At 72.2% G+C, this 13,247-nt stretch carries 11 protein-coding genes and 1 pseudogene; 8 read left to right on the top strand and 4 right to left on the bottom strand.

Going from position 1 to position 13,247, the window contains the following annotated elements:
- Positions 1-7: 7 nt before the first annotated feature.
- Positions 8-619 carry a Gfo/Idh/MocA family protein gene (locus tag MRBLMI1_RS10175; RefSeq protein WP_367731962.1) on the bottom strand — a complete coding sequence of 204 codons (612 nt, stop codon included), beginning with the start codon at positions 617-619 and terminating at the stop codon, positions 8-10.
- Positions 620-740: 121 nt separating this feature from the next.
- A pseudogene (locus tag MRBLMI1_RS10170) lies at positions 741-965 on the bottom strand (Gfo/Idh/MocA family oxidoreductase); the annotation flags it as partial.
- Positions 966-1,150: 185 nt separating this feature from the next.
- Between MRBLMI1_RS10170 and MRBLMI1_RS10165 the strand changes: the two are divergent.
- From MRBLMI1_RS10165 to MRBLMI1_RS10145, 5 genes are all read left to right on the top strand, one after another.
- On the top strand, positions 1,151-2,293 hold the full coding sequence (locus tag MRBLMI1_RS10165) for a xylanase (RefSeq protein ID WP_367731960.1): 1,143 nt from the start codon (positions 1,151-1,153) through the stop codon (positions 2,291-2,293).
- 163 nt (positions 2,294-2,456) lie between these two features.
- Positions 2,457-3,584 carry a glycosyltransferase gene (locus tag MRBLMI1_RS10160; RefSeq protein ID WP_367731958.1) on the top strand — a complete coding sequence of 376 codons (1,128 nt, stop codon included), beginning with the start codon at positions 2,457-2,459 and terminating at the stop codon, positions 3,582-3,584.
- Between the two features lie 74 nt (positions 3,585-3,658).
- Positions 3,659-3,916 carry a glutaredoxin family protein gene (locus MRBLMI1_RS10155; RefSeq protein ID WP_367731956.1) on the top strand — a complete coding sequence of 86 codons (258 nt, stop codon included), beginning with the start codon at positions 3,659-3,661 and terminating at the stop codon, positions 3,914-3,916.
- Positions 3,917-3,929: 13 nt separating this feature from the next.
- Complete coding sequence (locus tag MRBLMI1_RS10150; protein ID WP_367731954.1) at positions 3,930-4,865, top strand: hypothetical protein; 936 nt, start codon at positions 3,930-3,932, stop codon at positions 4,863-4,865.
- Entirely contained in the window at positions 4,855-6,102 is a 1,248-nt protein-coding gene (locus MRBLMI1_RS10145; RefSeq protein WP_367731952.1) for a kynureninase, read from the top strand. The genes MRBLMI1_RS10150 and MRBLMI1_RS10145 overlap by 11 nt, the downstream gene beginning before the upstream one ends.
- A gap of 27 nt (positions 6,103-6,129) precedes the next feature.
- On the opposite strand, the gene pip is transcribed toward MRBLMI1_RS10145, so the two are convergent.
- The gene (pip, locus tag MRBLMI1_RS10140) at positions 6,130-7,110 is read right to left on the bottom strand and encodes a prolyl aminopeptidase (protein ID WP_367731950.1); all 981 of its coding nucleotides are present in this window, start codon (positions 7,108-7,110) and stop codon (positions 6,130-6,132) included.
- A 110-nt stretch (positions 7,111-7,220) separates the two neighbouring features.
- On the opposite strand from pip, the gene MRBLMI1_RS10135 reads away from it, so the two are divergent.
- The 3 genes from MRBLMI1_RS10135 to MRBLMI1_RS10125 all read left to right on the top strand — a co-directional run bounded on the left by MRBLMI1_RS10135 (position 7,221) and on the right by MRBLMI1_RS10125 (position 10,624).
- Entirely contained in the window at positions 7,221-8,966 is a 1,746-nt protein-coding gene (locus tag MRBLMI1_RS10135; protein ID WP_367731947.1) for a cation:proton antiporter, read from the top strand.
- A 215-nt stretch (positions 8,967-9,181) separates the two neighbouring features.
- Positions 9,182-9,934, top strand: coding sequence for an SDR family NAD(P)-dependent oxidoreductase (locus MRBLMI1_RS10130; protein ID WP_367731944.1), 753 nt, complete (start codon positions 9,182-9,184; stop codon positions 9,932-9,934).
- A 219-nt stretch (positions 9,935-10,153) separates the two neighbouring features.
- Positions 10,154-10,624: a dehydrogenase gene (locus MRBLMI1_RS10125; protein ID WP_367731916.1), complete on the top strand. Its 471-nt coding sequence runs from the start codon at positions 10,154-10,156 to the stop codon at positions 10,622-10,624.
- Between the two features lie 51 nt (positions 10,625-10,675).
- Here MRBLMI1_RS10125 and MRBLMI1_RS10120 read toward each other — a convergent pair whose 3' ends face one another.
- Positions 10,676-13,027 carry an ATP-binding cassette domain-containing protein gene (locus MRBLMI1_RS10120; RefSeq protein WP_367731914.1) on the bottom strand — a complete coding sequence of 784 codons (2,352 nt, stop codon included), beginning with the start codon at positions 13,025-13,027 and terminating at the stop codon, positions 10,676-10,678.
- Positions 13,028-13,247 lie beyond the last annotated feature (220 nt).

Raw genomic sequence — 13,247 nt, 5'->3', positions numbered from 1 at the left:
GAATTCGTCAGTTCGCGGGCTCGGCGGCCACGGCATCCACGAGTCGGAGGGTCGCGGCGGTCCGATCCTGATCCGCGGAGACGTCGGCACCCCGGACGGCGTCGCGGAACCGCTCGACCTCGCCCACCATCGTGTTCTCGGGCGCCTCCACCTCGATCACTTCGGCGGACCCGCCGTGCGGGGTGAGCACGAGACGGCGCGGCGCGTCGATCGCGTCGATGCGGAGCGAGGCCTCCTCGCCCTGGATCTCGCTGGGGAGCGCGGTGTCCGTGATCTTCGACCAGGCCACGTCGGCGACGAACCCGTCGTACCGGGCGAGGGCGCTGCCCAGTCCGTCGGCCCCGGAGGCGATCCCGACACGGGCCCCCTGGATGCCGTTGGGCTCCCCGAAGAGCAGGACGAGCGCGTGCAGCGGGTAGACGCCGAGATCGCGCAGCGCCCCGCCGCCCATCGCCGGGTCGAAGATGTTCGTCTGCTCGCCCGCCAGGACCAGGTCGTACCGGGCCGAGCGCTTCTCGTACCGCACCGAGACGCGCCGGATCCGCCCGAGCCGCGGCAGCAGCGCCTGCACCCGCGCGATCCCCGGGTCGTAGGCGGTGCGCATCGCCTCGATCAGCACGACGTCGCGGGTCCGTGCGCGCGCGACGAGGGCGTCCCAGTCGGCGGCGGTGAGGGTCGCCAGGCTTCTCCACGAGCACGGGGATCGAGGCGTCCAGCGCCCGCTCCACCTGGTCGACGTGCACGCTGTTCGGGCTGGCGAGGTAGACGGCGTCCACGTCGTCCGCCGCGAGGAGCTCGTCGAGGCCGACGGCCGTGCCGGGAGCACCGATCGTGTCGGCGAAGGCGCGGGCACGGTCGGCGTCGCGGGAGGCGACACGCGAGACGGCGACGCCGTCGACCTGCCGGACCGCGTCCGCCAGACGTTCCGAGATGCTGCTGGTTCCGACGATGCCGATGCGGATCATGTCCCCATCCTCCCGCGCCGGGAGGGGTGGATGTGCGGCGGATGTCGTCGGCGGGGGCGGGAGATCCGTTCCGGCCGCACGCGGCGGACGCCCGGTCTCACCCCGGGCGGAGGCGGGCCGCCGCGACGGACGGTCCGACGCCGGGCTGTCTACGGTGCGGGCACCCGACCCGGAGGAGCACTCGCATGAGCCGCCCTGTTCCCACGCGCCGCGACCGCCGCACCCGCCGGCGGATCCGGCGGAAGCGGGTCCTCGTCGCGCTCGGCGTGGTCGTGGCCGTCGTCGTCTCGGTCGCCGCGGCCTCCGTCCTCGCATCGACCCCCGCCCGGGAGGAGGCCGTCGCGCGCCCCGCGACGTCGTCCCCCGATCCCGTCGTCCCCGCGTCGGCGGCCGACCGGCTGCTCGCGACGACGACGGACCCGGACGCGTGCGCGGTCGAGTTCGCGGGCGACGGGGTCGCACTGGACCCGCAGCTGCAGGTCCGCGACGTCCTCTACCGCGGTCTGCCGATCCCCCGCGCCGCGGATCGCGTCTTCGCCGGCTGGTACCCGACCGCGGTCGACGCCGCGGCCGGCACGACGTCCGCGCGCATCAACGGCGCCGACCTCGTCGCCTGCACGGACCGCCGGGCGACGTTGCACGCCGCGTGGACGACGCCCGAGGAGAACCGGGCCGCGGCGACCCGGCTGCCGATCCTCATGTACCACCAGTTCACGACGCGTCCGGAGGGCGAGGACGGCTGGCTGCGACTCAACTACGCCTTCCTCGGGGACTTCGACGCGCAGATGGCCCACATCGAGCAGGCCGGATTTTACCTGCCGACGTGGGACGAGGTGGACGCCTTCATCGACGGCGCCCTGTTCCTGCCCGCGCGGTCGGTGGTCATCACCGACGACGACGCCGATCCCACCTGGCTGCAGCTCGCCGCGCCCGTCGTCGACCGCCGCCACCTGTTGACCACCTCGTTCGTGATCACGTCCGCCCGCACCGAGCCGTCGCCGAACCCCTTCGTGCTGCAGCGCTCGCACACGCACGACATGCACCGGGCAGGGCCGAACGGCAAGGGCCGGCTCGTCAACGACGACGTCGCCACCATCGTCGCCGACCTCGAGGAGTCCGCCCGGATCCTCGGCGCGAAGGACGTCGTCGCCTACCCCTTCGGCCACTACGACGACCGGACGAAGGAGGCGGTGCGGGCGGCGGGCTTCGCGCTCGGGCGCACGATCGAGCCCGGGTACGTCCGCATCGGGACGGACAAGCTCGCTCTCCCGGTCGTCCGGGTGAACTACGGGGTGACCGTCGACGAGCTCGCCGCGGCCATCGGATGAGAGGCCAACCCCCGCCGAACGGCGGGGGTCTATGGGGTGTTTCCCTGGGAACCGACCGGTGAACGACCGATATCTCTCACAGAACTCATCCACAATCCCAGAAGACGCAGGGGGTGGCCCGTCTACGCTGGGAAGTCCGGCACCACCGAGAACGCGAGCACCCATGGATCTTTCCGTCATCGTTCCCACCTTCAACGAAGGTCCGAACGTCGCCGAGCTCGTGCGTCGCACCACCGCCGCGCTCCCGGGCCGTGCCGTCGAGATCGTCTTCGTCGACGACTCGACCGACGACACCCCCGACATCATCCGCACCGTCGCCGCGACGGCGGACGTCCCCGTCCGCCTGATCCATCGCGACGACCCCGTCGGCGGACTGGGCGGCGCCGTCGTCGAGGGCTTCCGGGCAGCGGCCTCCGACCGCTGCGTCGTCATGGACGGCGACCTGCAGCACCCGCCGGAGATCATCGCCGACCTCCTCGAGCGCGCCGAGATGGGCGACGCCGATGTGGTCGTGGCATCCCGCTACATCGCCGGTGGCACGTCGGACGGTCTCGCGAACGCCGTGCGCACCACGGTCTCGCGCGCGTCGACGCTGCTGACCAAGGCGATGTTCCCGAAGAAGCTGCACAACTGCTCCGACCCCATGACCGGGTTCTTCCTCGTCGACCTCCGCTCGCTCGACCTCGAGAGCCTGCGTCCCCGCGGCTTCAAGATCCTGCTGGAGATCCTCGCCCGCAAGCAGCTCCGCGTCGCCGAGGTGCCCTTCGCCTTCGCTCCCCGGTTCGCCGGCGAGTCGAAGGCGTCCCTCAGCCAGGGGATGCGCTTCCTCACCCAGCTGACGATGCTGCGCTTCGGCCGCATGTCGGCGTTCGCCGTCGTCGGCGGCATCGGCGCGCTGGCGAACCTGGCCATCATGTGGGCTCTCACCGAGTTCGGCATGGAGTACCTCTGGGCCGCCGTCGTCGCGAGCGTCATCACGATCATCGGCAACTTCCTGCTGCTCGAGTACCTGGTGTTCGCCGACATGCGCGCGGAGTCCGGCCAGATGTGGCACCGCTTCGCCAAGTCGTTCGCCTTCAACGGCATCGAGGCGATCGTGCGCATCCCCGTCATCGGCATCCTCGTCGAGCGCGCCCATCTGCCGAGCGTCCTCGCCGCCGCCCTGACGCTGGTCGCGGCGTTCGTCGTCCGCTTCGTCTTCCACGCCCTCGTGGTCTACGCCCCGAAGAAGAGCCGCGCCGCGCGCATCGCCGCGGTGGTCGAGCCCCTCGAGGACGAGCTCGCCGCCTGACGCTCGTCGCCCGGCCCGTCGCCGCAGAGCCGACGCCCAGGCCCGGGCTCGGCTGTGCGGCGTACGCTGGAGGCATGTCCTCTGACGCATCGATCCGCATGTTCGGCGCCGACTGGTGCCGCGACTGCATCCGTACCAAGAAGCAGCTCGACGACCTCGGCGTCGCCTACGAATACGTCGACCTCGTGGCCGACCCGTCGGCCGCCGACGTGGCCAAGGAGATCTCGGGCCGCACGAACATCCCCGTCGTGGTCTACCCCGACGCCTCGCACCACGTCGAACCGTCGAACGCCGACGTCGAGTCGAAGCTGCGCGAGCTCTCCCTCATCTGATCGCGGTCCCGCGATGCTCGCCGACGCCTGGGCCGTCCGTCGTACGTCGACGTCCGAGCGCGGCACCGCGCTGCCCCCGGCGGTCGATCATCACGTGCACCTGCACCTGATCGACGCGTCGGGGCTGCCGCGGCGCGGCATCGCGGGGGTCCTCGATCTGGGCGGCGACCCCGTCGCCCTCGCCCGACGCTCCGCCGGCCTCCCGCGCACGACGTTCGCCGGCGCGTTCCTCACGGTCCCCGGCGGCTATCCCGAGGGGCGCTCCTGGGCACCGCCCGAGATCGTCCGGACGGTCACCGACGCCTCGCGGCATCCCGGGGTCCCGGGCGGAGCCCGCACCGCCGTCGACACACAGGCCGACGCCGGCGCGCGCGTCATCAAGGTCGCCCTGCACGCGGACGCCGGTCCCGTCCTCTCGGACGGCGCCCTGAAGTCGGTGGTGGCCGCGGCCGGCGAGCGCGGCCTGCCCGTCGTCGCGCACGCCCAGGGACCGGGCCAGGTCGAGCGGGCCCTCGCCGCCGGCGTCGCGGCCCTCGCCCACACCCCCTTCGACGCGCCCCTCCCGCGGAGACTGGTGCGTCGCGCCGTCGACGCGGGGCAGATCTGGATCTCGACTCTCGACATCCACCGCGGCGACGCGCGGGCGACGGCGATCGGGAATCTGCGGTCCTTCGCGGCCCACGGCGGCCGGGTCCTCTACGGCACCGATCTCGGCAACGGAGAGCTCCCGGTGGGGTTGAACCGTCGCGAACTGCTCGCCCTGCAGGAGGCCGGTCTGCGGGGCGACGATCTGCTGGCATCCCTCACCGACCCCTGGCCGTCGGCGCACCGCGCGGACGGCGTCGCGACCTTCGTCGCCGGTCCCCCACCCACCGACCCCGACGACATCGCGACGTGGCTCAGCCGCGGCACCGTCGTCACCGCCGAGGAGCTCACCCGTGTCGACTGACCTCACCCTGGACCTGGATGCCGAGGCGATCGCCCTCGACGAGTCCGACCCGCTCCGGTCCCTGCGCGACGCGTTCGTCGGCAGCAAGACGCCGTTGGTGTACTTCGACGGCAACTCGCTCGGACGGCCGCCCCGGGCGACGGCGGACCGCCTGTCGTCTTTCGTGACGGACCAGTGGGGCGGGCGCCTCATCCGGGGCTGGGACGAGGCGTGGATGGACCTCCCGTTCGTCATCGGCGACCGCATCGGCGCCCTGGCGCTCGGAGCGGCGGCCGGGCAGACCGTCATCGGCGACTCCACCACCGTGCTCCTGTACAAGCTCCTGCGCGCCGCCCTCGATGCGCAGACCGCGGCCGATCCCGCCCGCGTCGAGATCGTCGTGGGCCGCGACGACTTCCCGACCGACCGGTACCTCGTCGAGGGGATCGCCGCCGAACGGGGCGCCCGGGTCGTGTGGGTCGACGTCGATCCGACCCGCGGTGTCGACGCGGACCTCCTTCGCGCCGCGGTCGGTCCGCGGACCGCGGTCGTCCTCCTCAGCCACGTGTCCTACCGCTCCGGCTTCCTGGCGGACGGCGCGACCCTCACCGCGGTCGCGCACGACGCGGGCGCGCTGGTGCTGTGGGACCTGTGCCACTCCGCCGGCTCGGTCCCCGTGGCTCTGGACGCCTGGGGCGCGGACCTGGCCGTGGGCTGCACCTACAAGTACCTCAACGGCGGCCCCGGCTCCCCCGCTTTCGCGTACGTCGCCGCGCGGCACCAGGCGACGCTGGTCCAGCCGGTCCAGGGCTGGATGGGCACCGCCGACGTCTTCGCGATGGGTCCCGAGTATCACCCCGCGGAGGGCATGCGCCGATTCCTCTCGGGGACCCCGCCGGTGCTGGGCATGATCGCGATGCAGGACACCCTCGACCTGATCGCGCGGACCGGCATCGGGGCGATCCGGGAGAAGTCGCTGCAGCTCACGGGCTTCGCGCTCCGAGTGGCCGACGGCATCCTGGATCCGCTCGGCGTGCGCGTCGCCTCGCCGCGCGCGGAGGCGGAGCGCGGCGGGCACATCCTGCTCTCGCACCCCGCCATGCGCGCCGTGACCGCGCGGCTGTGGCGCGAGGACGTCATCCCCGACTACCGCGACCCCGCCGGGCTGCGTATCGGGCTGTCCCCGCTGTCGACGAGCTTCGCCGAGACCCTCGCCGGCATGCGGGCGATCGCCGAGGCCGTGCGGGCGGGGGCGTAACAGCCCGCCGCCCGCCCACGGCCCCGCTCAGGCGTCGGCGAAGCGGTCCGTCGCCGCCCGCAGCGCGCGGGCGATGCCGACCTCGCCGGCGGAGTGCGAGGCGTCGTCGACGACGACGAGCTCGGCCTCGGGCCAGGCGCGGTGCAGGTCCCACGCCGTCATCATCGGAGTGCAGACGTCGTACCGGCCCTGGACGATGACGCCCGGGATGTCCTTGAGCACCGGCGCGTCCTCGATCAGCTGGTTCGGCCGGAACCAGCCGTCGTTGACGAAGTAGTGGTTCTCGATGCGGGCGAAGGCCGTCGCCGCCACCGGGTCCGCCATCGACGACACGAGCGCCGGGTCCGGCAGGAGCGTGAGGGTGGAGGCCTCCCACGTCGTCCAGGCCACACCGGCGGGCACATGCACGGCCGGGTCGGGATCGGTGAGCCGGCGGTGGTACGCCTCGATGAGACGCGAGCGCTCGAGCACCGGGATCGGCTCCACGAACCCCTCCCACAGATCGGGGAACAGCGCCGCCGCCCCGCCCTCGTAGAACCACTCCAGCTCGTGACGCCGGAGGGTGAAGATCCCGCGCAGGACGAGCTCGCTCACCACGTCGCGGTGCGTCTCGGCGTAGGCGAGGGCCAGGGCGCTCCCCCAGGAGCCGCCGAAGACCATCCACCGCGAGATCCCCAGGTTGCGCCGGAGCATCTCGATGTCGCCGACGAGGTGCCATGTCGTGTTGAAGCGCAGATCGGCGTCGGGCGCGCTCGCGTGCGGCGTCGACCGGCCGCAGCCGCGCTGATCGAAGAGCACGATCCGGTACTTCTCGGGGTCGAAGAACCGGCGGTGCCAGTCGGAGCATCCGGATCCGGGCCCGCCGTGCAGGAAGACCACCGGCTTGCCGTCGGGGTTGCCGCTCTGCTCCCAGTACACGCGCTGACCGTCGCCGACGAGCAGCATCCCGGTCTCGTACGGCTCGATCGGGGGATACAGGATGCCGTCGAGGTGGGCGGGTCCGCTCATCATCGGACGGCGGCCGTCTCGGCGCGCTCGACGGGCTCGGTTCGCTGGGGGGTCATGGGTTCACGGTAGCGTCCCCGCGGCCACCGCCGCGGCGGGACTAGCCTCGGAGGGTGATCGATCCGCTCATCGTCGTCGTGGCCGGCGTCGTGGTGGTCGCCCTCGTCACCGTCATCGCCCCCCGCTTCAACGTGGCCGGCCCCCTGGTGCTGCTGGCCATCGGTCTCGGCGTCAGCCTGCTGCCCTTCGTCCCGGCGATCGCCGTCGAGCCGGACGTCATCCTGGTGGGCGTCCTGCCCCCGCTGCTCTACTCGGCGGCGGTGCAGCTGCCCGCCATCGAGTTCCGACGGGACTTCCTGCCCATCGCGGGTCTGTCGGTCCTGCTCGTCGTGCTGAGCTCGCTCGTGCTCGGCCTGTTCTTCTGGGCCGTGATCCCGGGGCTCGGCATCGCCCTCGGCATCGCGCTCGGCGCGATCCTCAGCCCCACCGACGCGGTCGCGACGTCCATCGCGAAGCGCCTCGGGATCGCGCCGCGGGTGGTCACCCTGCTCGAGGGTGAGAGCCTGCTGAACGACGCCACCGCGCTCGTGCTGCTGCGGACGGCCGTCGCCGCCGTGGCATCCGGGTTCGCCTTCGGAGCGGGCATCGGCGCCTTCGCCTGGGGCGTCGGGGTCGCCCTCGTGCTCGGCGCGGTCGTCGGCTGGGTCAACCTGCGGGTGCGGGAGCGCGTGCCGAACCCCGCCGCCAACACCGCACTCAGCTTCACCGTGCCGTTCATCGCCTACCTGCCCACGGAACACCTCGGCGGTTCGGGCCTGGTCGCGGCGGTGGTCGCGGGCATCGTCACGGGCCAGGGCGCGGCGCGACGCTTCACGCCCGAGCAGCGGATGAGCGACCAGCTGAACTGGCGCACGATCGAGCTCCTCCTCGAGGGCGGCGTGTTCCTCGTCTTCGGCCTCGAGCTGCAGGACATCGTCGACAACAACCTGCGTGAGCATGAGGGTCTCTGGCACGGCACGTGGCTCGCGCTCTCGGCGCTCGGCATCGCACTCGTCGTGCGGGCGCTGTACGTCTCGGGGCTGATCTGGCTGCAGAGCCGGCGCAGTCGCCGCTTCGCTCGCGGACGGGAACGCCTCGAGCAGGTGCGGGACCGCGTCGACCGCTTCGAGGAGGTCCTGCGCACCGACCCGGACAGCCTGTCGCGGCCCGTGACCGATCCCGAACGCACGGCACGACGCGTCGGCCGCATGCGCGGTCGCGTGACGCGGACGCTCGCCGACCTGGACTACTACCGGGACTCCCCGCTCGGCTGGCGGCACGGCACGGTGATCGTGTGGGCCGGCATGCGCGGCGTCGTCACCCTGGCCGCGGCGCAGACGCTGCCGCGCGACGACAGCGTGACCGACCGGCCGCTGCTCATCTTCGTCGCGTTCCTCGTGGCCCTCTTCAGCCTGGTGTTCCAGGGCCTGACCCTGTCGACGGTCGTGCGCGTCCTCGGCCTGCAAGGACAGGGCGGCGAGGGACCGACCCGCGACGAGCAGCGGAGCCTGGATGCCGAGCTGCGCGAGGCCGCGGTCGCCGCAGTGCGCGGCGGGGAGCTGCGCCGCCGCGACGGCGAACCGTTCGACAGCTCCGCGCTCGCCCGCGTCGGCGAGCGCTTCACACGTCCGCCGGACGAGGAGGCGACCGCGTCTCTCCACGGCGCGCTCGAGCTGCGGCTCGCCCTCATCGAGGTGATGCGGCGGCGGCTCGAGGACCTCTCCCGCGACGGCCGGTTCAGCACGGCGGCGCTGCGGCACGCCCTCGCCGAGCTGGACGCCGACCAGCTCAGCCTGGAGCTGCGCATCGACGAGGGCTGAGGGCGGACGTCGCGCTAGCCTGACGACATGCCCCTGGCCCTCGTGACCGGCGCTGCCCGCGCCGGTGGGTGAGTGGTCAGCTGCTGTCGGCGGACGGCGGCTTCTCGATCCGCATCTGACGGAATAGCCGGGCCGGCCGACCGGTTGTTCCATTCGCGCGCATGCATGTCGCCGCGAGAGCCGTGGGGACGAGGCTGCGGGAGAGAAGTAACGTCATGGCCAGGTTCGACAACAAGACAGCCCTCGTCACCGGAGGCGGCAGCGGCATCGGCGCGGCGATCGCCCGGGAGCTCGCCGCGGAGGGGGCGTCGGTCGTCGTCACGGACATCAACCTGGAGGCCGCCACGGCGGTGGTCGAGCAGATCACGAGCGCCGGCGGGACCGCCGCGCCCTTCGCCCAGAACACGGCGAAGTGGGAGGACTCCGAGGCGGCCGTCCGCTTCGCGCAGGAGACGTACGGCGCCCTGCACCTCGCCGTCAACAACGCCGGCATCGGTGCCGCCCCCCAGAACATCGGCGACTACGACATCGCCGCCTGGGACCGCGTGCGCTCCGTCGACCTCGACGGCGTCTTCTACGGGCTGCGCTTCCAGCTCCCCGCGATCGTCGAGGCCGGCGGCGGGGCTGTGGTCAACATGGCATCCGTCCTCGGATCCGTCGGCATCGCGCAGAACGCCGCCTACGTCGCCAGCAAGCACGCGCTCGTGGGGCTGACCAAGGTCGCGGCCCTCGAATACACCGCGAAGGGCGTCCGCACGAACGCGGTCGGCCCCGGCTTCATCGACACCCCGCTCGTCCGCTCGAGCCTTTCGCCCGAGGCCCTCACGCACCTCGAGAACGAGCACGCCGCCGGACGCCTCGGCACCGACGCGGAGGTCGCGGCGCTGACGCTGTTCCTGCTGAGCGACGCGGCGTCGTTCATCTCGGGCAGCTACCACCTCGTCGACGGTGGCTACTCCGCCCACTGAGGAAGGGACGGGGAGGGATGCCACCCCCTGGCATCCCTCCCCCTCGTCTGCCGCGGTGGCCGTTCCGCGGTGCCGGGGGCAGGCGACGCGTCGGGTACAGGCCTCTTCTGCGGGAATCGGCCTGTCGTCGTGCCATCTCCTGTGCGGGTCTCCCCGGACGGGTCCCCGAGGGGGGGCGCGCTCAGGAACCGTGCGGCAGAATGGGACGCGGAGGTTTCCATGAGCGAATCGATCCCGACGATGCCGTCCCGCGCGGGCGACGCCGGGACCAGTCCGGTGCCTCTCCCCCATGCGGCGGCCGAGTGCCCGGAGTGCTTCACCGAGCTGCTGAGCGACCGCGATTTCTGGCGGGCGCGCCCCTCCGGTTCCCGTCTCGTCGGCCTGGTCGTCTCGCGGCCCGGCATGCCGTCCGTCGTGCAGCAGCGCGACGACCTGACGCGGTTCGGCGTGCCGATCGAGGGGTTCCGGCATCCCGCCCCCGAGACGCTCGAGGGATGGGCTGCACGACTGGCCCGCTTCTTCGGCACGCTCACCCGCGGCGACGTGCTCGTCGTGTCGAGCGTGCACGCGCTCGGGCTCACCCGTGAGGACGAGACGCGCGCCGTGGCCGAGCTGCGTCAGCGCGGGGTGATGGTGAAGGTGCTCTCGCACGGCGACCGCCACCTGCACGACGCGACGCTCCCCCACTGAGACGGGGTCGCGCCGGTTCGCGGACCGCCGGCCCGTCCACCGGGCCCGCGGTCAGGCGCCGACGTAGCGGGCCAGGTGCTCCCCCGTCAGCGTCGAGCGCCCGGCCACGAGGTCGGCGGGCGTCCCCTCGAACACCACGGTGCCGCCGTCGTGCCCCGCACCCGGGCCGAGGTCGATGATCCAGTCCGCGTGCGCCATGACCGCCTGGTGGTGCTCGATGACGACCACCGTGTTGCCCGCGTCGACGAGGCGATCGAGCAGACCGAGCAGGTTGTCGACGTCCGCCAGGTGCAGCCCGGTGGTCGGCTCGTCCAGGACGTAGACCGCGCCGCTCTTGGCCATCGAGATCGCGAGCTTGAGCCGCTGTCGCTCGCCGCCGGACAGCGTGTTCAGCGACTGCCCGAGCGTGATGTACCCGAGGCCGACGTCCCTCAGGCGGCCGAGCACCGCGACGGCAGGACCGGTGGTCAGGAAATCCGCCGCCTCGGCCACCGACATCGCTAGCACCTCGGAGATGTTCTTCCCGTTCAGCGTGTACTCCAGCACGTCGTCGTTGAAGCCCGTCCCCCCGCACAGCTCGCACACCGTCTCGACGGTCGACTGGAAGCCGAGCTCCGTCACGATGACGCCGAGGCCCTTGCAGGCGACGCACGCGCCCTCGGAGTTCGCGCTGAAGAGTGCCGGCTTGACGCCGTTCGCCTTGGCGAAGGCGGAGCGGACCGCGTCGAGGATGCCCGTGTAGGTCGCCGGGCTGCTGCGCCGGGACCCCTTGATGACCGACTGGTCGACCACGACGACGTCGTCGAACGCGGGGAGGTTGCTGTGGATGAGCGACGACTTGCCCGAGCCGGCGACCCCCGTGACGACGGTGAGCACCCCGCGCGGGACATCGACGTCGACCCCGCGCAGGTTGTGCTGTCGCGCGTCGCGGATGGGCATGGCGCCGGAGGCCGCGCGGACCGCCGGCTTGAGCTGCGCCCGGTGGTCGAGGAAGCGTCCCGTGAGCGTGTCGGACGCGCGGAGACCCGCGACGTCGCCCTCGTACTGCACGGTGCCGCCGTCCCGGCCCGCGCGCGGGCCGAGATCCACGACGTGATCGGCGATGTCGATCACCTCGGGCTTGTGCTCGACGACGAGGACGGTGTTCCCCTTGTCGCGCAGCTGCTCCAGCGTCGCGTTCATCCGCTGGATGTCGTGCGGGTGCAGCCCCGCCGTCGGCTCGTCGAAGACGTACGTGATGTCGCTGAGGCTCGATCCGAGGTGGCGGATCATCTTGGTCCGCTGAGCCTCGCCGCCCGACAGTGTGCCGCTCGCCCGGTCGAGGGAGAGGTATCCGAGGCCGATGTGGACGAAGGCATCCAGGGTCTGGCTCAGCCCCTGCACGAGGGGGGCGACGGACGGGTCATCGACGGTGCGCACCCATGCCGCGAGGTCGGTGATCTGCATGGCGGCCGCGTCGGCGATGTTGACGCCGTCGATGCGCGACGAGCGCGCGCCCTCGTTCAGGCGGGTGCCCCCGCACGCGGGACACGCGACGAACGTCACCGCCCGGTCGACGAACGCGCGGACGTGCGGCTGCAGGGCGTCGCGGTCCTTCTGCAGCATGCTCTTGGTGATCTTGGGGACGAGACCCTCGTAGGTCATGTTGGTGCTGGCGATCCGCACCTTCGTCTGCTCCTTGTAGAGGAAGTCGTGGCGTTCCTGGTCTGTGAAGTCCTGGATGGGCTTGTCGCCGTCGAAGAATCCGGACTCGCTGAAGACGCGCACCATCCACCCGTCGGCGGTGTACCCCGGCACCGAGATCGCGCCGGCGTTCAGCGACAGCGTCTTGTCGAACAGCTGGTCGAGGTCGATGTCGCTGACCTGGCCGAGCCCCTCGCAGTCGGGGCACATTCCACCGGTGATCTCGAACGACCGCCGCTCCTTCTGCCCCTTGCGCGCGCCGGTCTTGATCACGACGGCGCCCGCGCCGGAGATGGACGGGACGTTGAACGAGAACGCCTGGGACGAGCCGACGTGCGGCTGGCCGATGCGGCTGAAGAGCACCCGCAGCATCGCGTGGACGTCGGTGGCCGTCCCGACCGTCGATCGGGCGTTGGCGGCCATCCGCTCCTGGTCGACGCGGATGGTCGCGCTGAGGTTCTCGAGCGCATCCACGTCCGGCCGGGACAGCTGGCCCATGAACTGCTGCACGAACGTCGGGTACGTCTCGTTGATGAGGCGCTGGGACTCCGCGGCGATGGTGCCGAAGACGAGCGACGACTTGCCCGAGCCCGAGACGCCCGTGAAGACCGTCAGCCGCCGTTTCGGCACGTCGAGGTCGACGTCCTTCAGGTTGTTCTCGCGGGCGCCGCGGACGCGGATGACGTCGTGCGCGTCGGCAGCGGAATTCTCATCGACCATGGGGGCTCCTCGGGTGGACCGCCCCCAGTGTGGCCCAGACCCCCGACATCCGCGATGCCCGTTCGCGCAGCGACCGGCCGCTTCGCGACGCGGCCCGGCAGTCGCGAGGGCTGTTTCGCGACGCGGCCCGGCGGTCGCGCGGGCCGGCGGAGCACCGTCCGACCAGCCGCGGCCGCGACCGTCGTGCGCAGATGGCAGGCGACACGCCGCGTCGGGACGT

Origin of the sequence: Microbacterium sp. LMI1-1-1.1 (genome assembly GCF_040815675.1) — a bacterium.
Taxonomy (GTDB): Bacteria; Actinomycetota; Actinomycetes; order Actinomycetales; family Microbacteriaceae; genus Microbacterium.
Note: the sequence above shows the minus strand (reverse complement) of the source record. Positions and strands in the feature narration are given on the sequence as shown.